Below are 25,926 nucleotides of genomic sequence, written 5' to 3'. Positions count from 1 at the left end.
TTGCGTAGCATATACAACTTGTAAGGACACCTGCAGTAATTTTTTGGACTAATCTCAAGCTATCCATATACCAAGAGGTGATTTATGAGTCAATCTGCAACAAGCTGCTTTGTGGTGACTTTTCGCTATCAGGAAGAAGGATTGACCGACCTGGCGAAGCTGACCGGGCAATTGACGCGGGAGGGTTTTGTCACGTCGGTGACAGACGAGAATGGCGTTCACCACGAACTCGGCAGCAACAGTTTTGCGTTTATAACCGTGCTGGATCAAGAGGATGTACAGCGGCTGGCGCAGGGGTTTGGGCAGTTGGCCTTGGGAAAACAGCCGGAGGTGGCGATATGCAGCTGTAAGGACTACCTTCAGCGGTTACATACTGATACATAAAATGCTATAACTCCCCGGACGGTATTATTTTTTCAGTTGGAGAAATACCCCGCCGGCGGTGGGCAAGTGACGCTTGACTTCGCTTCAATTGATATTGATAATCATTTTCATTTGAACCAGGAGACGTCATCATGCCATTGATAAGTTGCACTTTTCGCCGCAGTCGCCTTCCCCGCGCTGCCGCACTGTTACGCCCTTTCACGCTCGCCTGCCTGCTGCTCGGCGCCGCCGTGGCCAGCCCACACGCGCTGGCGGAAAAGAAGCTGCGCGTGGTGACCACCTTTACCATCATTCAGGACATCGCCCAGAACGTGGCGGGTGACGCCGCCGTGGTAGAATCCATCACCAAACCGGGCGCCGAGATCCACGACTATCAACCTACCCCGCGCGACATCGTCAAGGCGCAGCACGCCGATCTGATCCTGTGGAACGGCATGAACCTGGAACGCTGGTTCCAGCGCTTCTTCGAGAACATCAAGCAGGTGCCGGCGGCGGTCGTGACCGAAGGCATCACCCCACTGCCGATCCGCGAAGGGCCGTATAACGGCAACCCGAACCCGCATGCCTGGATGTCGCCGAGCAACGCGCTGGTGTACATAGAGAACATCCGTAAGGCGCTGGTAGAGCACGATCCGGCCCATGCGGAAACCTACAACCGCAACGCCAAGGCCTACGCAGAGAAGATCGGCGCGCTGGACGCCCCGCTGCGCGAACGCCTGGCGCGCATTCCTGCCGCACAGCGTTGGCTGGTGACCAGCGAAGGCGCCTTCAGCTATCTGGCGCAGGACTACCAGCTGAAAGAAGTTTATCTTTGGCCGATCAACGCCGATGAACAAGGCTCGCCGCAGCAGGTGCGTCGGGTGATCGACGCGGTGCGCGCCCACCATATTCCGGTGGTGTTCAGCGAGAGCACCATTTCCGACAAGCCGGCCAAGCAGGTGGCGAAAGAGACCGGCGCCAAATACGGCGGCGTGCTGTACGTGGATTCGCTGTCCACCCGCGATGGCCCGGTGCCGACCTATATCGACCTGCTCAACACCACCGTGCAAACCATCGCCAAAGGATTCGATCAATGACCCATGAACCGTTTGTCCGCCCAGAATTGAACGTGGACGACGTCACCGTAACCTACAACAACGGGCACACCGCCATTCATAACGCCAGCTTTACCCTGAGCGGCGGTTCGATCTGCGCGCTGGTCGGCGTCAACGGCAGCGGCAAATCGACGCTGTTCAAAAGCATCATGGGCCTGGTCAGGCCCACTGCCGGCCAGGTGTCGCTGAGCGACAAACCGGTGGCGGACGCGCTGAAAAAGAACCTGATCGCCTACGTGCCGCAGACAGAAGACGTCGACTGGAACTTTCCGGTGCTGGTGGAAGACGTGGTGATGATGGGCCGTTACGGCAAGATGAACTTCCTGCGCATCCCGTCGCGCGAAGACCGGCTGCGGGTCGACAAGGCGCTGGAGCGCGTCGGCCTGAGCGAGCTGCGCAGCCGACAGATCGGCGAGCTGTCCGGCGGCCAGAAAAAACGCGTGTTTCTGGCGCGCGCGCTGGCGCAACAGGGCACGGTACTGCTGCTGGACGAGCCGTTCACCGGCGTGGATGTAAAAACCGAGAACGCCATTATCGAGCTGCTGCGCGCGCTGCGCGACGAGGGGCACCTGATCCTGGTCTCCACCCATAACCTCGGCAGCGTGCCGGAGTTTTGCGATCGGGTGATCCTCATCAACCGCACGGTGCTGGCCGCCGGCCCGACCGAGACCACTTTCACCCAGAGCAACCTGGAACAGGCGTTCGGCGGCGTGCTGCGCCATATCAACCTCTCCGGCCCGGATCTGCACGACGACAACGATCCGCGCACCGTTACGGTGTTAACCGACGATGAGCGCCCCGCGGTGTTCTACGGCCACACCAAGAGCGATCCGCCGGCCAACAGCCAGGCCAGGGAGAAACAATCCTGATGCTGGACCTTCTGCTGCAGCCTTTCAGTTATAACTACATGGTGAAAGCCATCTGGGTCAGCGCCATCGTCGGTGCCGCCTGCGCGTTCCTCTCCGCCTATCTGATGTTGAAAGGCTGGTCGCTGATGGGCGACGCGCTGTCGCACTCAGTGGTGCCCGGCGTAGCCGGCGCCTACGCCCTCGGCCTGCCCTATGCCGCCGGCGCCTTCTTCACCGGCATGCTGGCGGCGCTGGCGATGACGCTGGTGCGCCACATCACCCGGCTGCGCGAAGACGCCATCATCGGCTTTATCTTCTCCACCTTCTTCGCCGTCGGCCTGCTGATCGTGTCGCTCAACCCCACCGCGGTCAACGTACAGTCGATCATCTTCGGCAATATCCTCGGCATCGCCGATGAAGACGTGCTGCAGGTGGAAATCATCATCGGCGTTTCGCTGCTGATCCTGTGCCTGGTGTGGAAAAACCTGCTGGCGGTGTTCTTCGACGAAAGCCACGCGGTGTCGATCGGCCTGTCGCCGCTAAAGCTGAAGATCCTGTTCTTCACCCTGCTTAGCGCCTGCACCGTCGCCGCGCTGCAAACCGTCGGCGCCATTTTGGTGATCGCCATGGTGATCACGCCGGGCGCCACCGCCTACTTGCTGACCGATCGCTTCAGCCGGCTGGTGATCATCGCCATCATCATCGGTTCGCTGACCAGCGGCGTCGGCGCCTACCTGAGTTTCTTCCTCGACGGTGCCACCGGGGGCGTGATTGTCACCCTGCAAACGCTGGTGTTCCTGGCGGCGTTCTTCTTCGCGCCGAAACACGGCCTGCTGGCGTCCCGGCGCCGCGTGGCGCATTCGCAAACCGGAGGCCGCTGATGGACACCCTGTATCAACTGCTCAGCGAACCCTTCGCCTACCCGTTCATGCAGCGGGCGATCGTCGCCGCCATCGTCACCGGCGTAGTGTGCGCCGTGCTCTCCTGCTATCTGGTGCTCAAAGGCTGGTCGCTGATGGGCGACGCCATCTCGCACGCGGTGCTGCCCGGCATCGTGGTGGCGTTCGTGGTCGGCATCCCGCTGGCGATCGGCGCGTTCCTCTCCGGCATCTTTTGCGCGGTAGCCACCGGCTACCTGAAAGAGAACAGCCGGGTGAAAGAAGACACGGTGATGGGCATCGTCTTTTCCGGCATGTTCGCCTTCGGCCTGGTGCTGTTCTCGCGCATCGATACCGACCAGCACCTGAGCCACATTCTGTTCGGCAACATGCTGGGCATTACCGACGGCGAGCTGAAGCAAACCCTGCTGATCGCCGGCATCACCCTGGCGGTGGTGCTGCTCAAGCGTAAAGACTTCATGCTGTACTGCTTCGATCCGCATCATGCACGGGTGATTGGCCTGCCGGTCAAGCTGCTGCACTACGGGCTGCTGTGCCTGCTGGCGATGACCATCGTCGCCTCGCTGCAGGCTGTGGGGGTAATCCTGGTGATCGCCATGCTGATCGCCCCCGGCATCATCGCCTTTATGCTGTGCTGCCGCTTCGACCGCATGCTGATGGTGGCGACGATAGTATCGGTGTTCTCCTGTGTGCTCGGCACCCTGATCAGCTTCCACATCGACGGCGCCACCGGACCCTGCATCGTCATCGTACAGGCCGTGCTGTTCGTTATCGCCTTGTTGTACAGCAAGCTGCGTCCGTTACAGCGTAACCAAAGCGCTCTCACCGGCGGTTAACTCACCGATGCGGCGATGCCCTCTGCTCGCCGCATCGCCTCCCCCCGCTCATCGCGTCGTTGTCATCAAGTTGCAACCGGTATTGCGCTTAAATTAATCAATAGGGTATATACTTTGAGCTGGCGAGGCGCTGAAAAAATCGCCGCCTTTGACGCCGGCTGTGCGCCGCGTCGTGTTTTCACCACGGGAAAGACGCTAACCTAATGAATTATCAGGCAGCACAGAGGGGGAAATACCATGTGGCAAGCCGTTAGCCGTCTGTTAAGTGAACATCTTGGCAGCGCAGAGATACGCGAAAGGATTGAACTGCCCGGGGGCGACATTCACCCGGCGTGGCGCGTGAGTTACGGTGACAACGAGGTGTTCGTGAAATGCGACGCCCGTGAACAACTGCCGATATTCACCGCCGAGGCCGATCAGCTGGCGTTGCTGGCGCGCAGCAAAAGCGTGCGGGTGCCGGAAGTGTACGGCGTCGGCAGCGATCGCGACTACAGCTTCCTGCTGCTGGAGTATCAGCAGCTGAAACCCCTCGACGCCCACGGCGCCTACTGTCTGGGCCAGCAGCTGGCGCACCTGCACCAGTGGAGCGAGCAACCGCAGTTCGGCCTCGACTTCGACAGCGATCTGACCACCACCCCGCAACCCAACGCCTGGCAGCGCCGCTGGTCGGAATTCTTCGCCGAACAGCGCATCGGCTGGCAGCTGCAGCTGGCGGCCGAGAAAGGCATGACCTTTGGTGACATCGACGACATCGTCGATCGGGTGTATCTGCGCTTGCAGCACCACCAGCCGCAGCCTTCGCTGCTGCACGGCAACCTGTGGCCGGGCAACTGCGCGATGACCGCCCACGGGCCGATTCTGTTCGATCCGGCCAGCTACTGGGGCGACCGGGAGTGCGATTTGGCGATGCTGCCGCTGTACCCCGAGCTGCCGCCGCAGATCTACGACGGCTATCAGAGCGTATGGCCGCTGGGGGCCGGATTTATCGAGCGCCAGCCGCTGTATCAGCTGTACTACCTGCTCAACCGCAGCAACCTGTTCGGTGGCCAGCATCTGGTGGCGGCGCAACGCGCGGTGGAGGCGCTGTTGCAGCCCGAGGCGTCATAACGTTCCGGGGCGCCGCTCGGCGCCCCGTTCATGGTTCAGGCCGCGCCGGCCAGCTGCCCCAACAGGCGGATCACGAACCAGGCGATCACCGCAATCACGATCGGCAGGATATACAGCGGGAAGTACTGCAGGAAGATGGTGTGGTGCGGCAGCGTGATGCGCGCCTCCAGCTGCTGGCGCGTGTGCCCTTCGCTGCCCTTGGCCTGCTCCAGGATCATCTGGTCTTCCAACCCTTCGCGGATGAACTTGACCTGGCGCGACATGCGTGCGCCGGAAGCCTGCAGCGCCAGCCCGACGAAGATCAGTATGTAGATGATGATGAACATCAGATTAGCGCCGCTGAACAGGCTTTTATCCACGTCAGGCACCGGCGAGTTGTACCAGAAAAGGTTCAGGAACGGCGTATTGAAACGCACCATGTCCACCATCACGTGAACAAAATCCAACATCACCGCGTTGATGCCCTTGGTTTTTTCACTGTGCTGATAGATGAAGCCCAGCACGGAAATCAGCGTCGACAGCAACGCCGGGATAAAAACCACCCATCCGAGAATGCGTTTCAAAATGGCGATACGCCCGGCCTGTTGATACGTCATGTGTTCCCCTTGTTAGCGACGTAACCGAATCGGCTAAGTCTACCTGCAGTTGGCGAAACTCGCCCACCGTTTTCTTCATTCCCGCTGTGCTACAAGCTTAGCCGAATTCGCCGAAATCAACTGCTTAACGACGTTCGCGCACTATCATTGAAGAGATAAGGTTACCCGTTTAACCAGAGGGCGTCATGATTCGACTGATTATCTTATTGCTGGGCGCGCAGGCGCTGCACGGCCAGCGCCGCCTGCTGGTGCTGTTCGGTTGGCTGTGGGTAGCCGCAGGGGCGCTGATGCTGTTCGACATCCTGCAGGATGGCCGGTCCGTGCTGGCGCTGGATGCGCTGGCGGTCATCCTGGCGCTGGAGGGGCTGGTGGCGATATCCGCCGCGCTGGTGATCGGCTCTTCGGCCAGCCGGCCGGTGCTGCTTAAGGGGCTGGGCTTCGTGTTTATGGCCTTTTTAATGTTGGACGTGCCCGCAGACGATAACATCGTCGCCACCGTGGTGTTTGGCAGCGCGCTGCTGCTTGACGGCGCCGTGCGCATCGCCTCCTCCACGGTGATTCAACACAGCCGATGGAAAGCCGTGGCGCTGGCGGGCGGCGGCGAAATCCTGCTTTCGTTGATGATTTTTGTCGGCTGGCCGGCGCCGCATCGGATGACGGTGCCCTTTTGCCTCGGCGTGATGATGGTGCTTTCCGGCTGGGCTTTATTGCGCATCGCCCGCAGACTGACAAGCTTTTCTCTGAATCAGCACCCAACCCGGCAGCCACCACACCCGGCGGATGAGACTGCGCCGCTCACGGTGTATGTCTGGACACCGATTGGTGCGGCTAAAGATCCGCGCCGGCGTTACATCGTCGACCGATACATCGCGGCGGTCGACAACGGCGGCAATATCTCCACCGGTCATGCCGCCCTGGCGCTCGCGCCGGATGTGTATATCAGTCACTACCCGCTCAACGACATCAGCCATTCCGTTCAGGATTTCCGCCAGTTGTTGCATGCCGGCGAACAGAACAACGTCGACGGACGTTTCCTGTCCGACCTGTCGGGCGAGATCGCCGCCTGGTGCCCCCCGGACAAGAAAATTCAGTTCTATCGCTATAACCCGGCGGCGCTGCGCGCATTCTGGTTACGCTACCGACAGGATGCGACTTACAACCTGACCCGGCGTAACTGCTCCACCACGGTCATCGGCGCGCTCGACAGTGCGCTGGAGGGCGTGCTGGGCGATAAACATCTGTGGCGCCGTTTTCTGTTATTGGTGCTGGATCCCAATCTGTGGATGCTGGCGGTACTACGCAGCCGTGGCGAAAGCATGACCTGGACGCCGGGATTGGTGCTGGACTATGCGCGCATGTTGCAACAGGTTACCGAGCGCCAACACCAACGCTGGTGGCTAAAGTTGCGCGAGATGTGGAATATCCTTCGCTTTGGCAAAAGCCAAACGCGCAGGCAAAGATTTTAGTCTCGCCGTCGGCGATGATAGAGTGTCGGGCACATTCACCCGCGCCGGCAGGAGTTAACCGTTAATGGCTTATTCGCAACGCATTGAAACCGCAATTTTTGATATGGACGGCTTGTTGATCGACTCGGAACCGCTGTGGCTGCAGGCCGAGCTGGATGTCTTCGGCGCACTGGGTCTGGATCTGTCCGATCGCCACAAACTGCCGGACACCCTGGGGCTGCGCATCGATCTGGTGGTGAAAATGTGGTACCAGGCGATGCCGTGGCAAGGGGTTTCGCTCGATGAGGTGTCGGCACGGATTATCGAACGCGCCATCGAGCTGGTGCACGAGACGCGCCCGCTGCTGCCGGGCGTCCGGCAGGCGTTGGAACTGTGCCGCGAGCAGGGGCTGAACATCGGTCTCGCCTCCGCCTCGCCGCTGCATATGCAACAGCAGGTGCTGAAGATGTTCGATCTTGAGGGCTACTTCGATCAGCTGGTTTCCGCCGAATACCTGCCGTACAGCAAACCACACCCGGAGGTCTACCTGATCGCCGCCGAACGGCTGGGCAGCGATCCACTGCGCTGCATCACGCTGGAAGACTCCTTTAACGGCATGATCGCCACCAAGGCCGCGCGCATGCGCTCCATCGTGATCCCGGCCGCCGAATATCGCCACGATCCGCGCTGGGCCCTGGCGGACCACCAGCTGGAGACCCTGGAACAGCTCACCCCCGCCCATTTTGCCTGACCTGCGGCGCCGGCCACCGGCGCCCCGGCTTTCCGCTCAGCGCCATAAAAGGGATCCGTGCAGCAAAACAAACGAAACAGCGTTTCATTATTATTGAATCGGCATGCTGTTGTTATTATGCTGGGCGACAGGGAAAGCGACGGTCCGCGGAACGTTGTCACTGCCACGCAGCGCTCTTCGCGGCCGCCGCTTCCTCCCGCCGCTGCGTACTGAAAACCGCCCTTGTTTCTCTCCGTTTCGCACCGCCCATTGCCCGCTTTTTGTTCACGCCCGTCAAAAGCGATGATTTGTTACGCATTGCCGTAACAAGCCGTTGTAAAACCGGGAAAAATAAACAATTGGTTACAGGGTAACTGCTTCCACTACTGGGAATTTTCCCATATACTGGATAAATTAACAGTTTACCAGCCGGAATCGCAACAGCATGACCGCGGAAGGACACCTTATATTCTCTGTCGCTTGCGCGATCTTCGCCAAGAAGGCGGAAGTGACGCCAGAGCTGGCTACCGGCGACTGGTGGCACATCATTCCCGCCGCGCTGCTGACCTCGCTGCTGCCGGACATCGATCACCCCAAGTCGATACTGGGCCAGCGTCTGCGCTGGATTGCCCTGCCCATCGCCCGCGCCTTCGGCCACCGCGGCTTCACCCACAGCCTGCTGGCGATCGCCGGCGGCATGGCGCTGTTCCAGCTGGACGTGCCGCGCAGCTGGCCGATCCCGGCCGACGCGCTGCACGCCATGATCATCGGTTACTTCAGCCATCTGCTGGCCGATATGCTCACTCCCGCCGGCGTTCCGCTGCTGTGGCCATGCCGCTGGCGTTTTCGCCTGCCGCTGCTCAACTCGCAAAAAGGCAACCAGCTCGAGCGCGTGCTGTGTCTGTGCCTGGTGGCGTTTGCCATCTGTTGGCAAGGTGATTTCACCCTGCCGGTGCAATCCTATGTCGAACAAATCAGAAATATCAGACTCTGATCACAAAAATCCGCTCAACTCATCACCTTCATGTATATAAAACGAACAAGAACACACAAAAAGCTATATCAAATTCCATTTGGATATAAGTAGGCCACTCGGCAAACTGTTACGATATTTACATCGCGACATACGTGATGCGTAGTCGTTTTTATAAGAAAGATTATTGGAGACATTGGGGATGAATCTTCCGCTCGTGATTAACGTGCTGGTGTTTGTCGCGCTCCTGTTGCTGTTGGCGCAAACCCGCCACAAGCAATGGAGCCTGGCGAAAAAAGTGCTGGTCGGCCTGGTGGTCGGCGTGGTGTTCGGCCTGGGCCTGCAGCTGGTGTACGGCTCCGACAACCCGGTGCTGAAAGAATCCATCAGCTGGTTCAACATCGTCGGCAACGGCTATGTGCAGCTGCTGCAAATGATCGTCATGCCGCTGGTGTTCGCCTCGATCCTGAGCGCGGTGGCCAAGCTGCACAACGCCTCTTCTCTGGGCAAAATCAGCGTCCTGACTATCGGCACACTGCTGTTCACCACGCTGATCTCGGCGTTGGTGGGCGTGCTGGTCACCAACCTGTTCGGCCTGACCGCCGAAGGCCTGGTGCAGGGCGCGCAGGAAAGCGCGCGCCTGACGGCGATCCAGACCAACTACGTGGGTAAACTGGCCGACCTGACCGTGCCGCAGATGGTGCTGTCGTTCATCCCGAAAAACCCGTTCGCCGATCTGACCGGGGCCAGCCCGACGTCGATCATTAGCGTGGTGATTTTCGCCACCTTCCTCGGCGTGGCATCGCTGCAGCTGCTGAAAGACGACAAGCCGAAAGGCGAGCGCGTACTGGTGGCTATCGACACCCTGCAGGCCTGGGTGATGAAGCTGGTGCGTCTGGTCATGAAGCTGACGCCGTACGGCGTGCTGGCGCTGATGACCAAAGTGGTCGCCGGTTCCAACATTCACGACATCGTCAAGCTCGGCAGCTTTGTGGTGGCCTCGTACATCGGCCTGGCCATCATGTTCGTGGTGCACGCTGTGCTGCTGGCCTTCACCGGCGTTAACCCGATGAAGTTCTTCCGCAAGGTGTGGCCGGTGATCACTTTCGCCTTCACCAGCCGCTCGAGCGCCGCCAGCATTCCATTGAACGTGGAAGCGCAGACCCGCCGCCTGGGCGTGCCGGAATCCATCGCCAGCTTCTCGGCGTCGTTCGGTGCCACCATCGGCCAGAACGGCTGTGCGGGCCTCTACCCGGCAATGCTGGCGGTAATGGTTGCGCCGACCGTCGGCATCAACCCGCTGGATCCGGTGTGGATCGCCACCCTGGTCGGCATCGTCACCATCAGCTCCGCCGGCGTAGCGGGCGTGGGCGGCGGCGCCACCTTCGCCGCGCTGATCGTGCTGCCGGCGATGGGCCTACCGGTGACGCTGGTCGCGCTGCTGATCTCGGTCGAACCGCTGATCGACATGGGCCGTACCGCGCTGAACGTCAACGGCTCCATGGCGGCAGGCACCATCACCAGCCAGCTGATGAAGCAAACCGACAAAGCCGTGATGGACAGCGAAGACGAAGTCGAATTGGCTCACCGTTAACGCCGTCTCAAAACGAAAAAAACCGGGGATTATCCCCGGTTTTTTTATGCCCCGCGCTCGGTCGTTACGGCCGCTCGCCGTTCGCCAGCCGCCGGTTGATGTCGGCAATCACGCCCGGCAAGTGCGCCAGCGTGTCTATCACATAGTGCGCGCCCGCCGCGTACAGCTTATCGGCGGCCGCCGTACGGCGCTGCTCTATCTCACCTTCCGCCATTTGGCGGTACTCCTGCCAGGTCGCGCCAAACTCATTGCCGGACAGCGCCAATCCGACGCTCCACATCCCGGCGTTCACCCCTTCAGCAATGCCCGGCACCGCGTCGTCCACCTTCACGCAGTGCGCCACCGCATCGATGCCCAGCGCGATCGCGTTCTGCAACGCCATCCACGGCCCTGGCCGCCCGCCGGCCGCGAGATCGTCAGTGGCGACCCAGTAATCTGGCGCGTAGCCGCGCTGCGCGGCGGCAGGCACCAGCACCTCCATCACCGCACGCGGATAACCGGAGCAGGAGCCGATTTTAATGCCCTGTTCGCGCAGCCCGGCAATCACCTGCGGCACACCCTCGATGGGATCGGCGAAGTCGATCACTTTGGCGATTTGCAGCGGCATAAACGCCTGATACAGCGCGTCGATGTCCTGATGGGTCATCGAACGGCCCAGCTTCTGCCGCCAGCGCGCGTCGACCGCCGGCAGCTTGCCCAGCGCCTCGATGTGCTGCCATTTACCCAGCCCCATCGGAATGCGCGCCTCCGCCAGGCTGATGTCGATATCGAAGGTTTGTTTGAATGCCTCGACAAAAATCTGCGTTGGCGCAAAGGAGCCGAAGTCCACCGTGGTGCCGGCCCAGTCGAGGATCACTGCGTTGATCTGTTTCATGGTCAATCCTTATTGATTCCAGTACATCGCCTGCCCGACGGCCGCCAGCAAACGTTCGATATCTTGCGGGTAAATTTCCCCGATGTTGCCGATGCGAAAACAGTCGCTCTGCGACACTTTGCCGGGATAGATCACAAACCCTTGCTGCTTCAGGCGCTGATAAAATTCGGCGAAGCGGTAAGTGTCGGCCTTTGGCGAATAGAACGCGGTGATGATCGGCGAATGCAACGCATCATCAAGCAGAGTCTCAAAGCCCAGTTCGCGCATACCCGCCACCAGCCGCCGCTGATTGGTCTGATAGCGGCGGTGGCGCGCGGCAATGCCGCCCTCTTGTTCCAGTTCTTTCAGCGCCTGCGCAAAGGCCAACACGGTGTGGGTCGGCGACGTAAAGCGCCATTTGCCGGCCTGGTCTTCCATACAGCGCCACTGGGCATACAGATCCAGCGACAGCGAGCGCGAACGGCCGGCACATTTCTCCAGCTCGCTGCGGCGGGCGATGACGAAAGCGAACCCCGGCACCCCCTGAATGCATTTGTTGGCGGAGCTGATCAGAAAATCGATGCCCAGCGCGTCCACATCCAGCGGAATGCCACCGAAGCTGCTCATGGCGTCGACGATAAAGGTCTTGCCGTTGCGCGCCGCCAGGCCGGCGACCTTCTGCAGCGGGTTGAGCATGCCGGTGGTGGTTTCACAGTGCACCATGGCGATATGGCTGATGCGCGTATCGTTTTTCAGCACCGCCTCCATCGCCGCCACGTCCGGCTCATTGACCTCGCCGCAGTCGAAAGCGTGGTGGTCGATATCCATCAGCCGCGCCATTTCGATCATTCGCGCCCCGTAGGCGCCGTTGTTGACGATCAGCAGCTTGTCCTGCGGGCCGATGGCCGTGCCCAGCACGCCTTCCACCGCAAAACTGCCGCTGCCCTGCAGCAACACCGAGGTGTAACCGGCGGATGGCGTCACCAGCGCCACCAACTGCTGGCGGATGCTTTGCACCACGCCCAGGTTGTAATCTTCATCCCAGGTGCAGCTGTCGAACAGCATCGCCTCTTTTACCGTTTTCGACGTGGTCAACGGGCCGGGGGTCAACAGCAGGTAGTTACGATCGGACATGTTATTTGCCTATTTGGTCTATACCAGATTACAGGCATTGTGGCGGCAAATTCCTTCCCCGGTCAAACGACAAAGCGCGGTGAAACAAAAAATTCATCTGGCTATGTATAATAAGCGCGTGCCGGAATGTCGGGCCGATGCCATAGCGAGATGAAATGAAAGAACATCAGGGCGATATGCCCCACTACCTGCAGATCAAGGATCAGCTTCAGGCGCGCATCACCCGCGGCGCGCTGCAGGCGGGCGACAAGCTGCCTTCGGAGCGCGAACTGTGCGCCATCTTCTCCACCACCCGCGTTACCATTCGCGAGAGCCTGGCGCAGCTGGAGGCCACCGGCGCCATCTACCGCGCCGATCGCCGCGGCTGGTTCGTCACGCCGGAACGGCTGTGGCTGGATCCGACGCAGAACACCAACTTCCACCGCCTCTGCCAGGAGCAGGGGCGAACGCCGCGCACCGCGCTGCTGTCCGGCGAGAAAACCACGGTGCCGCTCGACGTGATGCAGCCGCTGGCGCTCGAGCCGTTCGATCAGGTGTATCTGCTGCGCCGCGTGCGTTACGCCGACGGCCGCGCCATCTGCTATTGCGAAAACCACTGCCTGCCGCAGCGGGTGCCGGCACTGCTCAGCCACGATCTCAACGGCAGCCTGACCGAGGTCTATCAACAGCATTACGCGTTGATTTACAGCAACATGCATCTGTCGTTCTATCCGACGGCCCTGCCTTACCGCGCCGCCAACGCGCTCGGCGCCATGGTCGGCCTACCCGCCTTGTTGCTGCGCCGGTTGAATTACGATCAGCACGGCCGCATTCTCGATTTCGATATCGAATACTGGCGCCACGACAGCCTGCGCATCGAAGTCGATACGCTTTAACCCCCAGCATGACGGGGCTGCGCCTGCCGCCCCCTTTTCTCTCCCACGCCCAATCTCCGTTGCCGGCAACTCTATTTTGCCGCTTTCATTTGTTTGTCATATTCGCCGATTAGCTTGGCCGCATATCTGGTGTATACCAGTTTCACATTAACCCGCAACAGTGAGGCTGAAGCTATGAAACTTTCTCGTCTGGTCGTGGGCCGTCGGGCATTCAGCTCGACCGCGTCAGCGTGTCGTATCGCGGCACCGAGGTGCTGAAACCCCTGACGCTCACCATCGCCCCCGGCGAAGTGCTGGCGCTGATCGGCCCCTCCGGTTCGGGCAAAACTACCGTGCTGCGGGCGATCGCCGGCTTCGTGCAGCCCTCCGCCGGGCGTATTGCCATCGGTGACGTCGATGTCACCGACGTGCCACCTTATGAGCGCGGCCTGGGCATGGTGGTACAGAACTACGCGCTGTTTCCGCATATGCGCGTCGAAGACAATGTGGCGTTCGGTCTGCGCGCCCAGGGCAAGCCGCGCGGCCTCACCGCCGAGCGCGTCGAAGAGGCGTTGGCCATCGTCGGCATGTCCGCCTACGCCAAGCGCTATCCCAGCCAGCTCTCCGGTGGCCAACAGCAGCGCGTGGCGATCGCCCGCGCCATCGCGGTGCGCCCCAAAGTCTTGCTGCTGGATGAACCGCTGTCGGCGCTGGACGCGCAAATTCGCCACAGCATGGTGGAAGAGATCGCCCGCCTGCACCGCGAACTGCCTGACCTGACCATCCTGTACGTCACCCACGATCAGGGCGAAGCGCTGACGCTGGCGGACAAGATTGGCATCATGCGCGACGGCCACCTGATCGCCCACGGCGGGACCCGCGCGCTTTACCACCATCCCACGAACCGCTTCGCCGCCGAGTTCCTCGGCCGCGCCAACCTGCTGCCGGCCACCGCGCTGGAGACCACTACCGGGCAAGGCATGACCACCGTCAGCTGCGCTGGCAAAGTGATCGGCTGCTTTACCTATGGCGCACAACGCGGTTTCGACAAACTGCTGTGTATTCGGCCGCAGCATATTGCGCTCGATGCCGACGCCCAGCGCAGCAACTGCCTCATCGGTACGCTGCGCGATATTCACTGGCAGGGGGAATTGACGCACCTGCAGTTCGACGCGCAAGGCCATCCGCTGCGCGTGGTCACCACCCATCGCAGCCGGATGCCCCAGATCGGCGAGCGCGTGCCGCTCTATTTCGCCCCCGACGACGCGGTACTGATCGAGGACTGACATGACCGACTCTACGCTTATTCACCCGGCTCTGCGGCTGCGCTTGCCGCGCCGCCTGTGGATCCTGCTGCCGCTGCTGGTGCTGGCGACGCTGTTTTTCTATCCGCTGGCGCTGATCGTCAAACAGGCGTTTACCGACGATCAGGGGCTGTTCAGCGCCGCCGCGCTGCAACAGGTGTTCGAATCCCGACGCTTTGTCGGCGCCCTGCTCAACACGCTGCAGATTGCGCTGCTGGCGACGCTGGGCTGCCTGGTGCTCGGCACCCTGCTGTCGCTGCTGCTGGTGTTTACGCCGTTCCCCGGCAGCCGGCTGATCGCCCGGGTGATCGATACCTTTATCGCCATGCCGACCTTCCTGATCACGCTGGCCTTCACCTTTATCTACGGATCCGCCGGCCTGCTGAACGGCACGCTGATGGCGGCCTTCGGTTTTACCCTGCCGCCGGTGGACTTTCTTTACTCCATTTGGGGCGTGATCCTGGCGGAAATCACCGTGTTTACGCCGCTGGTGATGCGCCCGCTGATGGCGGCGCTGTCGCAGATCGATCGCAGCCAGCTCGAGGCCGCCAGCATCCTCGGCGCCCGGCCGGGGCGCGTGGTGCGCCAGGTGATTTTGCCCGCCGCGCTGCCGGCCTTGCTGGCCGGCGGCAGCCTGTGTTTGCTGTTGACCACCAATGAGTTCGGCATCGTGCTGTTTATCGGTGCCAAGGGCGTCACCACGCTGCCGATGATGGTCTACTCCAAAGCAATTCTGGAGTCGGATTACGCCGTCGCTTGCACGATCGCCGTCGTGAATATCGCGCTGTCGCTCGGGCTGTTCTCCCTTTACCGCTACGCCGCGGCGCGCGCCGGGCTGAGGAACTGACGATGTTGATTTGGTCTCGCACCGGCCGCACCCTGGCCTGCACGCTGGCGGTCACGCTGTTTGCCCTGTTCTTCTGCCTGCCGCTGGCGGTGATCCTGATGTCCAGCCTGAGCGAACAGTGGAACGGCGTGCTGCCGAGCGGCTTCACCCTCAGCCATTTCCACCAGGCCTTCAGTGGCGCCTCTTGGGACGCGCTGGTCTCCAGCCTGGCTATCGGTTTCAGCGCCAGCCTGTTCGCGCTGCTGTGTGGCACCTGGGCGGCGTTGGCGCTGCGCCACTATCAGGGGCGCGGCCAGCGCCTGCTGAGTACGCTGTTCTTCATACCCAGCGCGGTGCCTTCGGTGTCGATCGGGTTAGGGATGCTGGTGGCATTCAGCCAGGGGCCGCTGCAGATGAACGGTACCTTCCTGATCGTGCCCGTCGCCCACTTCGTGCTGATTTCCGCCTTCACCTTCGGCAACGTGATGGCCGGGCTGACCCGGCTTTCGAGCGACTACGAAAACGTCGCCGCCAGCCTGGGCGCTTCGCCGTTGTTTCGCCTGCGTCACGTCACCCTGCCGATGATCGCTCCCTATATGATCTCCGCCTTCGCCCTCAGCCTGTCGCTGTCAATGGGTGAGCTGGGCGCGACCATGATGATCTACCCACCGAGCTGGGCGACGCTGCCGGTCACTATCTTCAGCCTGACCGATCGCGGCAGCATCGCCAACGGCGCGACGCTGACCATGATCCTGGTGGCGGCCACGTTGCTGCTGATGTTAGTGCTGGAGCGGATTGCGCAGCGGCTGACGCCGGGCGCAAAATAGCAACAAGGCGCTGCCATGGCAGCGCCTTGTTCATCGAAGCGAAGGGTTAGAACGGGTAGTCGTGATAGCCCTGCTGTTCACTGATGCGCCGGGCGGCGACGTGCAGCAGCGCCACATACTCCTCCCGCGCCGCTTCGGAAAAACGCAGCGTCGGGAAAGAGAGGCTCAGCCCGGCGATCGCCACCCCGAACCGATCGAATACCGGCACCGCGATGCAGCGGATCCCCGCCTCCTGCTCCTCGGCATCTTCGCCGTATCCCTGCTCGCGCACCCGCTCCAGCACCGGCAACAGTTCGGCGGCGCTGGTCAGGGTATGCTCGGTGCTGCGGGTAAATTCAATCTGCGACAGGATCTGCGCCACCTCATCCCGATCGCGCCAGGCCAACAGCACTTTACCGATGGCGGTGCTGTGCAGCGGGTTGCGGCGGCCGATGCGCGAATACATGCGCAGGTTGTACATTGCGTCTATCTTGTGGATATAGACGATACCGTCCTCGTCCAGTGCGCCGAGGTGGATGGTTTCGCGGGTGCGGTTCGACAGCTCGCGCATCTGTACGTCGGCGCTGCGGATCAGATCGACATTCTGCAACGATTTGGCGCCCAGCTCGAACAGCTTGAGCGTCAGCGCATACTTTTCCGTCTCGCCTTCCTGCGAGACGTAGCCCAGCGCTTTCATGGTTTGCAGAAAACGGTAGACGGTGCTTTTGGACATCATCACCCGCTGGGACAGTTCGGTAATGCCAATCTCGCACTCATCGCCAAGCGCCTGCAAAATGCCGAACACTTTCATCACGGATGAGACGGCATCCGGTTGCTTGTCTGAATCTGCGTTAGCCATGGTGAATACCCTACTTAACGGTTTTGTTTCAGGAAATTTAAACAAGGGTTTCAGTATAATCGGAACAGATCGCGGCGCGCAACGCGGCTGAACGCTAAGCGATTGAAGCCTAATGGATAACCCCGGTCCACTCACCGCCGTTTACAATAAAGCGGACAAGGGGCATGCAATCACGGACGAATATGATTAGCATGATAATACTCCCCTGAATAAATACCGCTGAGACCAACATGCGTCCTTGTTCCGACGGCCTCCCCGTCCCGCAACGCTATGGGGCGATCTTCGCCATCGCCCTCGGCATTACCGTATCCGTGCTCGACGGCGCGATAGCCAACGTGGCGCTGCCCACCATCGCACGCGATCTCAACGCCAGCCCGGCCAGCTCCATTTGGGTGGTTAACGCCTATCAGCTGGCGATCACCGTGTCTCTGCTGTCGCTGGCGTCGCTCGGCGATCTGATCGGCTATCGCCGCATCTATCAGGCCGGGTTGCTGGTGTTCAGCATTACCTCGCTGTTCTGCGCCCTGTCAGACTCGCTGCTTACGCTGACCATCGCCCGCGTGCTGCAAGGCTTTGGCGCCGCCGCCATCATGAGCGTCAACACCGCGCTGATCCGCATCATCTATCCGCAGCGTTTTCTCGGCCGCGGCATGGGCATCAACTCGCTGATCGTCGCCTGCTCCTCGGCGGCCGGGCCAACGGTGGCGGCGGCGATCCTGTCGGTCGCTTCCTGGCAATGGCTGTTCGCCATCAACCTGCCGATCGGCCTCGTCGCGCTGCTGCTGGGCATGAAGTTCCTACCGGCCAACGGCCAAAAAAGCGATAACCGCCGTTTCGATCCCACCAGCGCCGTGCTGAACGCGTTGACTTTCGGCCTGCTGATCACCGCCATCAGCGGCTTCGCCCAGGGCCAAAGCCTGACGCTGATCTTCAGCGAGATCGCCGCGCTGCTGACGATTGGCGCGGTGTTCGTGCGCCGCCAGCTGCGCCAGGAATTTCCGCTGCTGCCGGTCGATTTACTGCGCATCCCGATCTTCGCCCTGTCGATGGGCACCTCAATCTGCTCGTTTGCTGCGCAAATGCTGGCGATGGTGTCGTTGCCGTTCTTCCTGCAAAGCGCATTGGGCCGCGACGAAGTGGCGACCGGGCTGCTGCTGACGCCGTGGCCGCTGGCGATCGTAGTCATGGCGCCGATCGCCGGCCGGCTGGTGGAGCGCGTGCACGCCGGCCTGCTGGGCTGCATTGGGCTGGCGGTGTTCGCGCTTGGGCTGTTCTCGCTGGCGCTGCTGCCCGCGGATCCGTCGAATGGGGACATCATCTGGCGCATGGTGCTGTGCGGCGCCGGCTTCGGCCTGTTCCAGTCGCCCAACAATCACACCATCATCTCCGCCGCGCCGCGTAACCGCAGCGGCGGCGCCAGCGGCATGCTGGGCACCGCTCGCCTGCTGGGGCAAACCTCGGGGGCCGCGCTGGTGGCGCTGATGTTCAACCTGTTCCCCACCTCCGGCACCCACGCATCGCTGATCCTGGCCGGTGTGTTCGCCACTCTGGCGGCGGCGGTCAGCAGCCTGCGCATCACCCAATCGACGGCGCCAACGGCGCAGCCAAGCCGCGAGGTGAAATAGCGGACATAAAAAAACCCCGGCGAGCCGGGGTTTTTCCTTTCATTCAGCCGATTACTTCAGGTACTGGCCGGAACGCAGCGCTTCGATACGCTTGTCGAGCGGCGGGTGCGACATGAACAGCTCGCTGAACGACTTGGATTTACCGTTGATGCAGAACGCCATCATGCTGCCCGCTTCCTGCGGTTCGTAGCTGGTTTTCAGACGCTGCAAGGCGGCGATCATCTTCTCGCGGCCCACCAGCTTGGCGGAGCCGGCGTCGGCGTAGAACTCGCGGTGACGCGAGAACCACATGGTGATGATGCTTGCCAGGATGCCGAACACCAGTTCCAGCACCATCGACACCGCGAAGTAAATCATCGGGTTGCCGTTGCCTTCCCCTTCGCCATCACGGTTGCCCAGGAAGCCGGCGGCGACCTGCGCGATCAGGCGCGAAATAAAGATGACGAAGGTGTTCACGATGCCCTGAATCAGGGTCATGGTCACCATATCGCCGTTGGCGACGTGGCTGATTTCGTGCGCGATGACCGCTTCCGCTTCGTCGCGGCTCATGCTCTGCAGCAGGCCGGTGCTGACGGCGACCAGCGAGGCGTCGCGGCGTGCGCCGGTGGCGAAGGCGTTGATGTCCGGCGCGTGGTAGATAGCGACCTGCGGCATGGCGATGCCCGCCTGCTGCGACTGACGGCGCACCGTTTCCAGCAGCCAGTTTTCGGTTTCGTTACGCGGTTGTTCAATCACTTCCCCGCCGACGGAGCGCAGCGCCATCCACTTGGACATCAGCAACGACACGAAAGCGCCGCCGAAGCCGAACAGACCGGCCATGATCATCAGGCCCTGAACGCTACTGGATTGGATTCCTGTCAGGCTGAGCACCAGCCCGAAAACCAACATCACCGCCAGGTTGGTGAGCAGGAACAGAGCTATACGCATCATAAAATGTTTACTTCCTCATAAATGTTAACAAAACGCTGTCTAAGATACCCTAGATCGTATGGGCATTCGTCACAGTTTCAAGAGTCGCGCGTCATTAACCTACTAAAAATACGAAACTTTACAAAAACGACGCGCGACCGGGATTTGGCAAATTGTAAACGATTGTTGCGCAAGGCGGAGAGATTTCTCAGAAAAAATTCCTGGCCACGCAAAATGACGTCGAGAAAAATTGCCCGCACACTTTTTATGGCCGCCAGGCTCTCACCGCCTTCGCTCACGCAGCGCTCGCCTCGCCTGACAGGAAAGTTTGAATCTCGCGATTAATTGTTACATTATAACATCACAATTGATCGTAAAGGGATGTCAATCATGTTACCTCGCCTCGTCTGTATACTGACTGCGTGGCTGCTCTTTTGCCACGTCGCGCAAGCTGAAATCCACCTCACCGACGCAGAAGGACGCCAGGTCACCCTGGCCGCCCCCGCACAACGCGCCTATATCGGCTTTTACTACGAAGATTTTCTGGCGGTAAACGGCCCGGACAGTTTTCAACAGGTGGCCGCCTTCTCTAAAAGCGACTGGGCCTTGCGCACCAGCCAATGGCCGCGTTATCAGGCGGCGCTACCACGGCTCGCTCAGCTGGTCGATGTCGGTTCGCTCTACAATCAGAGCTTTGACTTCGAACGCCTGCTGACCACGCGGCCAGACCTGCTGATCCTGGCGAAATGGCAGCTCGACGGCTTCGCCAACTACCTGCCGGTGCTGCAACAGCTCAACATTCCTTACATCGTCGTCGACTTCAACCAGGGTGCGGAAGTCAAACTCGCCAGCATTCGGGCCATGGGTCAGGCGATGGGCCACCCCGAGCGTGCAGAACGGCTGGCCAGCGAGTATCGGCAGAGCCTTGAAGATACTCAGCGGCGTATTCGCGAGGCGCAGCTGCCGCCACCGACCGCTTATATCGAACTCGGCGACAAGGGGCCCGGCGAATACAGCAGCAGCTATGGCGCCTCCGTCTGGGGGCCGCTGTTACAGCTGGCCGGCGCCCGCAATATCGCCGCCGGCGTCGTCGCTAGCCCCGCGCCTTTACGCGCCGACTATGTACTGACCCAAAAGCCGGACGTCATTTTCCTCGCCGGCGGCGACTGGGAAAACATGCCAAACGCTGTACCGATGGGCTACGGCGCACAGGCTGCCCCCCTTCAGGCACGCCTTGCTCAGTACGCCCGGCGTGCCGGTTGGCCGCAGCTGCCGGCGATAAAAAACCAGCGCCTCTATGCGCTCTACCATGGCGGCGCGCGCACGATTTACGATTTTATTTTTGTTCAGTATCTGGCGAAAGCCCTCTATCCGGCCGCGTTTGCCGACGTTGATCCCCCACGCAACCTGGCGCAGTTCTACCGCCAATACTTACCGATAGAGGCTGACGGCGTCTTCCTGCAACGCTGGCAAGGAGAGTAGCCGTGGCCCACACAGGACGTGCGTTTTTACAACGGCGCAGGCTGCGCCGCGGGCTATTGACGCTGGCGCTGCTCGGCGCGCTGCTGGCGGCCGCCGTCGTCGATCTGACCGTCGGCGCCGCGCACCTTAGCCTCTCGGATATCCTGCCCATGCTCTGGCCCGGCTCCGCGCCAGGCAACGAGCTGTATCAGGTGGTTTTCTGGTCGATTCGCTTGCCGATGACGCTCACCGCGTTGGTCGTCGGCGCCAGCCTGGCGCTGGCCGGTCTGTTGATGCAGACCGTGCTGGCCAACCCCCTCGCCAGCCCGTATACGCTGGGGATCTCGGCCGCGGCGGGATTTGGCGCGGCGCTGTCGATCATCACCGGATTCAGCCTGGGTGGCGCGCTGGCACTGGGCACGCCGCTGCTGGCTTCGCTAATGGCGCTGTTGGCCTGCGTACCTATCTATCTGCTGGGACAGCGCCGCGGTATGACGCCGCAAATTTTGGTGCTGAGCGGCATCGTGGTGCTGTTCTTCTTTCAGTCGCTGCAATCCCTGCTGCTGTTTCTGGCCTCGCAGGAAGCCATGCAGCAAATCGTCTTCTGGCTGTTCGGCAGCCTGCTCAAAGCCAATATGCACGGCGTGGCGATCACCGGCGGCGTCCTGTTCTGCGCGCTGGTCGTCAGCCTGCGGCTGGCCTGGCGCCTGACCGCACTGTCCGCCGGCGAAGAACAGGCCCAGGGGCTGGGCATCAACGTCAGCGCGCTGCGCAAGCTGGCCTTTCTGCTGGCGACCTTACTGACGGCCGCCTCGGTCTCGTTTGTCGGCACCATCGGGTTCGTCGGGCTGATCGCCCCGCATTTCGCCCGTTTTCTGGTGGGCGAGGATCAACGCTATCTGATCTGCATTTCCGCCCTTTGCGGCAGCCTGCTGCTGCTGTGCGCGTCGATCGTCGCCAAACTGGTGCTGCCGAACGGCGTAGTGCCCATCGGCATCGTTATCGCCTTAATCGGCGTGCCGGTGCTGTTCTACTTCGTCACCCGACAGGTTAAACGCCCATGACTCAACTGACCCTCACCGGCGTCGGCGTCACGCTGCATCGACGTCAGCTGTTAGCCGATGTTTCATTGGCCTGGCCGGAGGCAAAGCTCGGCGGCATCATCGGGCCCAACGGCGCCGGCAAATCGACGCTGCTCAAAGCGATCAATCGCATGCTGCCGCACAGCGGCGCTATCGCCTATCGCGAGCGCACGCTCGATCCGAAAACCAGCCGCATCGCCTATGTGCCGCAGCTCAATCGCGGCGAGTCGGCGTTGACCGCGTTTGACATGGTGCTGCTGGGCAAGGTACGCCAGTTGGGGTGGCGCGTCAGCGCCGCACAGGCCGACGCGGTCGAACAGGCGCTGGCGGAATGCGGCATTTCCGCGCTTGCCGATCGCCCTTTCAACCGCCTCAGCGGCGGGCAGCGGCAGTTGGTGATGTTGGCGCAGGCCTTCGTCTCTCAGCCGCAGCTCATTTTACTCGACGAGCCCACCAGCGCGCTGGACATCCACCATCAGCTGCGCGTGCTCAACCAGATCGCCGACTACAGCCGGCGTCATCGCTGCATCACGCTGCTGGTGATCCACGATCTGGGGCTGGCGCTGCGCTACTGCCATTCTCTCACCTTGCTCGAGCACGGACGCGTCATTTGCCACGGCGACACCCATCAGATGATGGGGCACCCGATGATGTCCCGCGTATTTGGCGTCGGTATCGAAAGCGGCATCAGCCCGCAAGGCTACCCCTTTCTGCTGCCGACACAGCTGTTACACGCACACGGAGAAACCCCATGTACACTCTGACCAAGGCGGACATGCTGGCGCAACTCGCCGGCTTGCAACAGGAAATCCACCAGCTTCACCGTTCCGCCCGGCAAGATCGGCGCCATTTTTCCCTGCTGGAACGGCGCTTCAGCCGCCTGCAGGCCTTTAACGATCTGCCGCAGCTGCAGGCCTATCGCCGCAAGCTGGAAAACGATCGCTCGATAACGGCGCAAATCACCCAGCTGCGAGCGGTGGCCAATGCCGCCTTATGCGATTACGAGAAGCATCGCGTCGCCACGCTCTGCCGGGAGCCGGCACAGACCAACGCCTACCTGAACAATTTCGATAGCGCCCTGCAGCTGGAGATCGCCGCCGCCGACATCAAACCCGGTGAACGGGTGTTGCTGGTGGGCAGCGGCGCCTTGCCCACCACCGCGCTGGCGCTGGTCGCCAGGCTCTCCGCCACCGTCATTTGCTACGATTGCGACCCGGCGGCCCAGCGTTTTGCCCGCCGCCTCACGCGCCATCTGGGGCTGTCACGGCAAATCCTCTGCATCGATAAATTGAACGGCCTGACCGACCGCGACATCGATCACATCATCATCGCCTCTCTGGTGGCGGACAAGCAGACCTTGCTGATGCAGCTGCGGCCTTTACTGCCTCAGCGCGGCAAACTGCTGCTGCGCTACGGTAACGGCCTTAAGTCGATCTTCAACTGCCCTTATCACCATCTGGCTGCCCGTTCACCCTGGCGCGTCAGCGGTAAACCGGTTGCCACCCCGCTGTACGATCTCTTGATTTTGGAGTCTCATCGCCATGAATAACGCGTTTCCTACCCTGATCCTCGGCGCCGGTCCGGCGGCGATCCAATTGGCTGCGGATATCCAAGCCGCGGCCGACACGCGCATCGGCCTGTACAATCGCCCAAGCGAGAAAGGACAACGCCTGAAGGCGCATCTCGCGCACACGCCCAGCCTGCATCTGGAAGGCGTCGGCAAGGCGCGGCAGACCCAGCGCGATGCGCAGGTGGCAGTAGACAGTTATTGCGACGATCTGTCGCTGATCGGCGGCGACTGGCAGCGGCTGATCCTCGCCGTGCCCGCCGATCGCTATTACGAGGTGCTGCGGCAGGTGCCGTGGGCCACCTTACCCCACCTGCGTTCGTTGATCCTGCTTTCCCCGTCCATCGGCTCCGGCCTGATGGTGCAAAACCTGCTGCAGGCGGCTGGCCAATCCCACGTCGGGATCATCAGTCTGTCCAGTTATTACGCCGACACCAAATATCAGGATGCGGCGCAGCCCTACCGCGCCTATACCAAGGCCTTCAAACAGCGGATCTATCTCGCAGCCCAAAGCCCGGCGACAGACGGCGCCGAACTCGACTGGATCGGCTCGGTGCTGGCGCGTCACGCTATCGACGCCCGGCGCTGCGACAGCCTGCTGGCCGCCGAGCGCTTCAGCATCACCAACTATGTTCATCCGCCGCTGGCGCTGGCCGATACCACGCTGAAGGCGATATTCCAGCCGCAGACGCCGGTGCAATACCTGTATAAAACCTATCCCGAAGGGCCCCTCTGTCCCGAGGTTATCGCCGATATGCTCGAACTGTCGGAGGATTACAAAAGGCTGCTCAACCATCTCGGCGTCGAAGAGATCAACCTGCTGCGCTTTTTGAACGACGACAGCTACCCGGTTCCCTCCCGCATGGTCAGCCGCCGCTGGATTGACCATTTCCCGCAGCTCGCGCCGGCGGAACAACGCTATGCGCTGTTTACGCGCTATACCGCGCTGCTGGTCGATCCCTATTCCGAACCGGACGCGCAGGGTCGCTACTATGATTTTTCCGCCGTCAGGGTCGCCCGAGTCTTTCAGGATGCTCAAGGTCTGTGGTGCCTGCCGCGCGTGCCGCTGGAAGACGTGCGAAAACTCCGCGCGCTGGTCTTGCTGGCGGAGCGGCTTGGCGTCGAGATGCCCACCGCCCGGCGCCTGTTGGCGCGCTTTCAGCTGGCGCTGCAGAGCTTCGTCACCCGGATCGGCGCCGAGCATTGCCATCATTCGCTGCTGGACGATACCTGCGACGAACAGGCGGCCATCACCTACCGTCAGTGGCGGGGGCAAGCATGAATCAGGGTGCGCTGCTGGCCATTTTCGCCTCGCTGATTTTCAGCGTCATGAATGCGCTGGTCAAAACCATCGCCGACGACATCCCCACCGGGGAAATCGTGTTCTTTCGCAGCAGCATCGGCTGCCTGCTGGTTCTGCTGCTGATGTATCGCCACGGCGTCGCCTTCAGCCGCGAGGACCGGCCGCTGCTGGTACTGCGAGGCACTATGGGTGGGCTGTATCTCATCTGTTATTTTTACAGCATCGCCCACCTCACGCTGGCCGACGCCAGCATGCTGGCCTACCTGTCGCCGTTTTTCTCCATTCTGCTTTCCTTGCTGGTGCTGCGTGAACGGATCAGTGCCAATACCGCATTTTGGCTGGCGCTGGTCATCATCGGCGCCGTGCTGCTGGTGCGGCCGTGGCATTTCTCAACGTATACCCTGGCGTCGCTGGTTGGCGTGATGAGCGCGGTGTTTGCCGCCATCGCCTATCTGTCGGTCAACAAGCTCAGCAAACGCCACCACAACTACGAGATCGTGTTCTATTTCCTGTTTATCGCGACGCTGATCTCGCTGCCGCTGATGTGGAACGCCTTCGTCTGGCCCAACGTCTACCAGTTTGCCATCCTGCTCGCCATCGCCCTGGTATCGCTGTTGGGACAGGTTGTCTTAACCCAGGCCTTTTCCTCCGATAACCTGATCGTGGTCTCGGTGGTGCGCTATATCGGCATCGTTTTCAATATTGCCTGGGGCTGGCTGTTCTGGCACGAAGTCCCGCTGTTGCTGTCGCTGATCGGCTGCCTGCTGGTGGTGGTTTCCTGCATCCGGCTCGGGCTGCGCCACCGCAAGAAAGCCGTCTGAGCAGCACGTAACGCGG

General features: G+C 61.3%; 27 protein-coding genes. 21 read left to right on the top strand and 6 right to left on the bottom strand.

Annotated features, from left to right (window positions below; genetic code table 11):
* The first annotated feature begins 84 nt into the window (after nt 1–84).
* The 6 genes from ghoS to C3F38_RS13100 all read left to right on the top strand — a co-directional run bounded on the left by ghoS (nt 85) and on the right by C3F38_RS13100 (nt 5,168).
* Nucleotides 85–384: a type V toxin-antitoxin system endoribonuclease antitoxin GhoS gene (ghoS, locus tag C3F38_RS13125; RefSeq protein WP_038877599.1), complete on the top strand. Its 300-nt coding sequence runs from the start codon at nt 85–87 to the stop codon at nt 382–384.
* A 131-nt stretch (nt 385–515) separates the two neighbouring features.
* On the top strand, nt 516–1,460 hold the full coding sequence (locus tag C3F38_RS13120) for a metal ABC transporter substrate-binding protein (protein WP_038877601.1): 945 nt from the start codon (nt 516–518) through the stop codon (nt 1,458–1,460).
* Complete coding sequence (locus C3F38_RS13115) at nt 1,457–2,347, top strand: manganese/iron ABC transporter ATP-binding protein (RefSeq protein ID WP_047727680.1); 891 nt, start codon at nt 1,457–1,459, stop codon at nt 2,345–2,347. The genes C3F38_RS13120 and C3F38_RS13115 overlap by 4 nt, the downstream gene beginning before the upstream one ends.
* Nucleotides 2,347–3,207: an iron/manganese ABC transporter permease subunit YfeC gene (gene yfeC / locus C3F38_RS13110; protein WP_055317051.1), complete on the top strand. Its 861-nt coding sequence runs from the start codon at nt 2,347–2,349 to the stop codon at nt 3,205–3,207. The genes C3F38_RS13115 and yfeC overlap by 1 nt, the downstream gene beginning before the upstream one ends.
* Complete coding sequence (locus C3F38_RS13105; protein WP_055312557.1) at nt 3,207–4,061, top strand: metal ABC transporter permease; 855 nt, start codon at nt 3,207–3,209, stop codon at nt 4,059–4,061. Before yfeC ends, C3F38_RS13105 begins: the two co-directional genes overlap by 1 nt.
* Before the next feature lie 237 nt (nt 4,062–4,298).
* Nucleotides 4,299–5,168 (top strand): fructosamine kinase family protein, encoded by an 870-nt coding sequence (locus tag C3F38_RS13100; RefSeq protein WP_004931452.1) that lies wholly within the window; start codon nt 4,299–4,301, stop codon nt 5,166–5,168.
* Between the two features lie 35 nt (nt 5,169–5,203).
* Here C3F38_RS13100 and C3F38_RS13095 read toward each other — a convergent pair whose 3' ends face one another.
* Nucleotides 5,204–5,764 carry a YniB family protein gene (locus tag C3F38_RS13095; protein ID WP_038877612.1) on the bottom strand — a complete coding sequence of 187 codons (561 nt, stop codon included), beginning with the start codon at nt 5,762–5,764 and terminating at the stop codon, nt 5,204–5,206.
* Nucleotides 5,765–5,949: 185 nt separating this feature from the next.
* On the opposite strand from C3F38_RS13095, the gene C3F38_RS13090 reads away from it, so the two are divergent.
* From C3F38_RS13090 to C3F38_RS13075, 4 genes are all read left to right on the top strand, one after another.
* Entirely contained in the window at nt 5,950–7,230 is a 1,281-nt protein-coding gene (locus C3F38_RS13090) for an HdeD family acid-resistance protein (protein ID WP_038877614.1), read from the top strand.
* Nucleotides 7,231–7,294: 64 nt separating this feature from the next.
* Nucleotides 7,295–7,960: a hexitol phosphatase HxpB gene (hxpB, locus tag C3F38_RS13085; RefSeq protein WP_055317050.1), complete on the top strand. Its 666-nt coding sequence runs from the start codon at nt 7,295–7,297 to the stop codon at nt 7,958–7,960.
* 424 nt (nt 7,961–8,384) lie between these two features.
* Entirely contained in the window at nt 8,385–8,933 is a 549-nt protein-coding gene (locus tag C3F38_RS13080) for a metal-dependent hydrolase (protein WP_047727683.1), read from the top strand.
* 181 nt (nt 8,934–9,114) lie between these two features.
* Nucleotides 9,115–10,506, top strand: coding sequence for an L-cystine transporter (locus tag C3F38_RS13075; protein WP_038877619.1), 1,392 nt, complete (start codon nt 9,115–9,117; stop codon nt 10,504–10,506).
* Nucleotides 10,507–10,570: 64 nt separating this feature from the next.
* Here C3F38_RS13075 and phnX read toward each other — a convergent pair whose 3' ends face one another.
* Nucleotides 10,571–11,380: a phosphonoacetaldehyde hydrolase gene (gene phnX / locus C3F38_RS13070; protein ID WP_055317049.1), complete on the bottom strand. Its 810-nt coding sequence runs from the start codon at nt 11,378–11,380 to the stop codon at nt 10,571–10,573.
* A gap of 9 nt (nt 11,381–11,389) precedes the next feature.
* Entirely contained in the window at nt 11,390–12,493 is a 1,104-nt protein-coding gene (gene phnW, locus C3F38_RS13065; protein ID WP_057523631.1) for a 2-aminoethylphosphonate--pyruvate transaminase, read from the bottom strand.
* 155 nt (nt 12,494–12,648) lie between these two features.
* On the opposite strand from phnW, the gene phnR reads away from it, so the two are divergent.
* The 4 genes from phnR (at nt 12,649) to C3F38_RS13045 (ending at nt 16,304) form a co-directional block, all read left to right on the top strand.
* Complete coding sequence (gene phnR, locus C3F38_RS13060; protein ID WP_038877627.1) at nt 12,649–13,368, top strand: phosphonate utilization transcriptional regulator PhnR; 720 nt, start codon at nt 12,649–12,651, stop codon at nt 13,366–13,368.
* 209 nt (nt 13,369–13,577) lie between these two features.
* Nucleotides 13,578–14,633: a 2-aminoethylphosphonate ABC transport system ATP-binding subunit PhnT gene (gene phnT, locus C3F38_RS13055; protein WP_055312553.1), complete on the top strand. Its 1,056-nt coding sequence runs from the start codon at nt 13,578–13,580 to the stop codon at nt 14,631–14,633.
* Between the two features lies 1 nt (nt 14,634).
* A complete protein-coding gene (phnU, locus tag C3F38_RS13050; RefSeq protein WP_047727687.1) occupies nt 14,635–15,498 on the top strand; it encodes a 2-aminoethylphosphonate ABC transporter permease subunit in 864 nt (287 codons plus the stop codon).
* Nucleotides 15,499–15,500: 2 nt separating this feature from the next.
* Nucleotides 15,501–16,304 carry an ABC transporter permease gene (locus C3F38_RS13045; protein ID WP_047727688.1) on the top strand — a complete coding sequence of 268 codons (804 nt, stop codon included), beginning with the start codon at nt 15,501–15,503 and terminating at the stop codon, nt 16,302–16,304.
* A 46-nt stretch (nt 16,305–16,350) separates the two neighbouring features.
* Here C3F38_RS13045 and kdgR read toward each other — a convergent pair whose 3' ends face one another.
* Nucleotides 16,351–17,142, bottom strand: a complete 792-nt coding sequence (gene kdgR / locus C3F38_RS13040) for a DNA-binding transcriptional regulator KdgR (RefSeq protein WP_055317137.1) — start codon at nt 17,140–17,142, stop codon at nt 16,351–16,353.
* A gap of 230 nt (nt 17,143–17,372) precedes the next feature.
* Between kdgR and C3F38_RS13035 the strand changes: the two genes are divergently transcribed.
* Entirely contained in the window at nt 17,373–18,767 is a 1,395-nt protein-coding gene (locus C3F38_RS13035) for an MFS transporter (RefSeq protein WP_038877639.1), read from the top strand.
* Between the two features lie 51 nt (nt 18,768–18,818).
* Here the strand turns inward: C3F38_RS13035 and htpX are convergent, their stop codons facing one another.
* Together htpX and C3F38_RS26185 are read right to left on the bottom strand one after the other, a co-directional pair.
* The gene (htpX, locus tag C3F38_RS13030; RefSeq protein ID WP_033638291.1) at nt 18,819–19,697 is read right to left on the bottom strand and encodes a protease HtpX; all 879 of its coding nucleotides are present in this window, start codon (nt 19,695–19,697) and stop codon (nt 18,819–18,821) included.
* Nucleotides 19,698–19,774: 77 nt separating this feature from the next.
* On the bottom strand, nt 19,775–19,975 hold the full coding sequence (locus C3F38_RS26185) for a hypothetical protein (protein WP_102779890.1): 201 nt from the start codon (nt 19,973–19,975) through the stop codon (nt 19,775–19,777).
* A 91-nt stretch (nt 19,976–20,066) separates the two neighbouring features.
* On the opposite strand from C3F38_RS26185, the gene C3F38_RS13025 reads away from it, so the two are divergent.
* Genes C3F38_RS13025 through C3F38_RS13000 form a run of 6 tightly spaced genes read left to right on the top strand, consistent with a single transcriptional unit; the run spans nt 20,067 to nt 25,910 of the window.
* Entirely contained in the window at nt 20,067–21,158 is a 1,092-nt protein-coding gene (locus C3F38_RS13025) for an ABC transporter substrate-binding protein (RefSeq protein ID WP_038877643.1), read from the top strand.
* A gap of 2 nt (nt 21,159–21,160) precedes the next feature.
* Nucleotides 21,161–22,201, top strand: a complete 1,041-nt coding sequence (locus tag C3F38_RS13020; protein ID WP_055317138.1) for an iron ABC transporter permease — start codon at nt 21,161–21,163, stop codon at nt 22,199–22,201.
* Nucleotides 22,198–22,983, top strand: a complete 786-nt coding sequence (locus C3F38_RS13015) for an ABC transporter ATP-binding protein (RefSeq protein ID WP_038877648.1) — start codon at nt 22,198–22,200, stop codon at nt 22,981–22,983. The genes C3F38_RS13020 and C3F38_RS13015 overlap by 4 nt, the downstream gene beginning before the upstream one ends.
* Nucleotides 22,971–23,768, top strand: a complete 798-nt coding sequence (locus tag C3F38_RS13010) for a cyclopropane-fatty-acyl-phospholipid synthase family protein (RefSeq protein WP_038877650.1) — start codon at nt 22,971–22,973, stop codon at nt 23,766–23,768. Before C3F38_RS13015 ends, C3F38_RS13010 begins: the two co-directional genes overlap by 13 nt.
* Nucleotides 23,761–25,068 carry an opine metallophore biosynthesis dehydrogenase gene (locus C3F38_RS13005; RefSeq protein ID WP_055317139.1) on the top strand — a complete coding sequence of 436 codons (1,308 nt, stop codon included), beginning with the start codon at nt 23,761–23,763 and terminating at the stop codon, nt 25,066–25,068. Before C3F38_RS13010 ends, C3F38_RS13005 begins: the two co-directional genes overlap by 8 nt.
* The gene (locus tag C3F38_RS13000; protein ID WP_038877656.1) at nt 25,065–25,910 is read left to right on the top strand and encodes a DMT family transporter; all 846 of its coding nucleotides are present in this window, start codon (nt 25,065–25,067) and stop codon (nt 25,908–25,910) included. Before C3F38_RS13005 ends, C3F38_RS13000 begins: the two co-directional genes overlap by 4 nt.
* Nucleotides 25,911–25,926: the final 16 nt, after the last annotated feature.

This window comes from Serratia sp. SSNIH1, assembly GCF_002935055.1.
GTDB lineage: Bacteria > Pseudomonadota > Gammaproteobacteria > Enterobacterales > Enterobacteriaceae > Serratia > Serratia nevei.
This window is presented reverse-complemented; position numbering and strand designations above follow the sequence as displayed.

What these genes read in the sequence shown, in the direction of transcription:
- C3F38_RS13005 (WP_055317139.1), top strand. Translation starts at nt 23,761, where the DNA reads ATGAATAACGCGTTTCCTACCCTGATCCTCGGCGCCGGTCCGGCGGCG.
- kdgR (WP_055317137.1), bottom strand. Translation starts at nt 17,142, where the DNA reads ATGGCTAACGCAGATTCAGACAAGCAACCGGATGCCGTCTCATCCGTG.
- C3F38_RS13100 (WP_004931452.1), top strand. Translation starts at nt 4,299, where the DNA reads ATGTGGCAAGCCGTTAGCCGTCTGTTAAGTGAACATCTTGGCAGCGCA.
- htpX (WP_033638291.1), bottom strand. Translation starts at nt 19,697, where the DNA reads ATGATGCGTATAGCTCTGTTCCTGCTCACCAACCTGGCGGTGATGTTG.
- C3F38_RS13035 (WP_038877639.1), top strand. Translation starts at nt 17,373, where the DNA reads ATGCGTCCTTGTTCCGACGGCCTCCCCGTCCCGCAACGCTATGGGGCG.
- yfeC (WP_055317051.1), top strand. Translation starts at nt 2,347, where the DNA reads ATGCTGGACCTTCTGCTGCAGCCTTTCAGTTATAACTACATGGTGAAA.
- C3F38_RS13025 (WP_038877643.1), top strand. Translation starts at nt 20,067, where the DNA reads ATGTTACCTCGCCTCGTCTGTATACTGACTGCGTGGCTGCTCTTTTGC.
- C3F38_RS13115 (WP_047727680.1), top strand. Translation starts at nt 1,457, where the DNA reads ATGACCCATGAACCGTTTGTCCGCCCAGAATTGAACGTGGACGACGTC.
- C3F38_RS13015 (WP_038877648.1), top strand. Translation starts at nt 22,198, where the DNA reads ATGACTCAACTGACCCTCACCGGCGTCGGCGTCACGCTGCATCGACGT.
- hxpB (WP_055317050.1), top strand. Translation starts at nt 7,295, where the DNA reads ATGGCTTATTCGCAACGCATTGAAACCGCAATTTTTGATATGGACGGC.
- C3F38_RS13075 (WP_038877619.1), top strand. Translation starts at nt 9,115, where the DNA reads ATGAATCTTCCGCTCGTGATTAACGTGCTGGTGTTTGTCGCGCTCCTG.
- phnU (WP_047727687.1), top strand. Translation starts at nt 14,635, where the DNA reads ATGACCGACTCTACGCTTATTCACCCGGCTCTGCGGCTGCGCTTGCCG.
- C3F38_RS13010 (WP_038877650.1), top strand. Translation starts at nt 22,971, where the DNA reads ATGTACACTCTGACCAAGGCGGACATGCTGGCGCAACTCGCCGGCTTG.
- C3F38_RS13045 (WP_047727688.1), top strand. Translation starts at nt 15,501, where the DNA reads ATGTTGATTTGGTCTCGCACCGGCCGCACCCTGGCCTGCACGCTGGCG.
- phnW (WP_057523631.1), bottom strand. Translation starts at nt 12,493, where the DNA reads ATGTCCGATCGTAACTACCTGCTGTTGACCCCCGGCCCGTTGACCACG.
- C3F38_RS13105 (WP_055312557.1), top strand. Translation starts at nt 3,207, where the DNA reads ATGGACACCCTGTATCAACTGCTCAGCGAACCCTTCGCCTACCCGTTC.
- phnR (WP_038877627.1), top strand. Translation starts at nt 12,649, where the DNA reads ATGAAAGAACATCAGGGCGATATGCCCCACTACCTGCAGATCAAGGAT.
- C3F38_RS13080 (WP_047727683.1), top strand. Translation starts at nt 8,385, where the DNA reads ATGACCGCGGAAGGACACCTTATATTCTCTGTCGCTTGCGCGATCTTC.
- C3F38_RS13120 (WP_038877601.1), top strand. Translation starts at nt 516, where the DNA reads ATGCCATTGATAAGTTGCACTTTTCGCCGCAGTCGCCTTCCCCGCGCT.
- phnX (WP_055317049.1), bottom strand. Translation starts at nt 11,380, where the DNA reads ATGAAACAGATCAACGCAGTGATCCTCGACTGGGCCGGCACCACGGTG.
- C3F38_RS13000 (WP_038877656.1), top strand. Translation starts at nt 25,065, where the DNA reads ATGAATCAGGGTGCGCTGCTGGCCATTTTCGCCTCGCTGATTTTCAGC.
- C3F38_RS13095 (WP_038877612.1), bottom strand. Translation starts at nt 5,764, where the DNA reads ATGACGTATCAACAGGCCGGGCGTATCGCCATTTTGAAACGCATTCTC.
- C3F38_RS13090 (WP_038877614.1), top strand. Translation starts at nt 5,950, where the DNA reads ATGATTCGACTGATTATCTTATTGCTGGGCGCGCAGGCGCTGCACGGC.
- ghoS (WP_038877599.1), top strand. Translation starts at nt 85, where the DNA reads ATGAGTCAATCTGCAACAAGCTGCTTTGTGGTGACTTTTCGCTATCAG.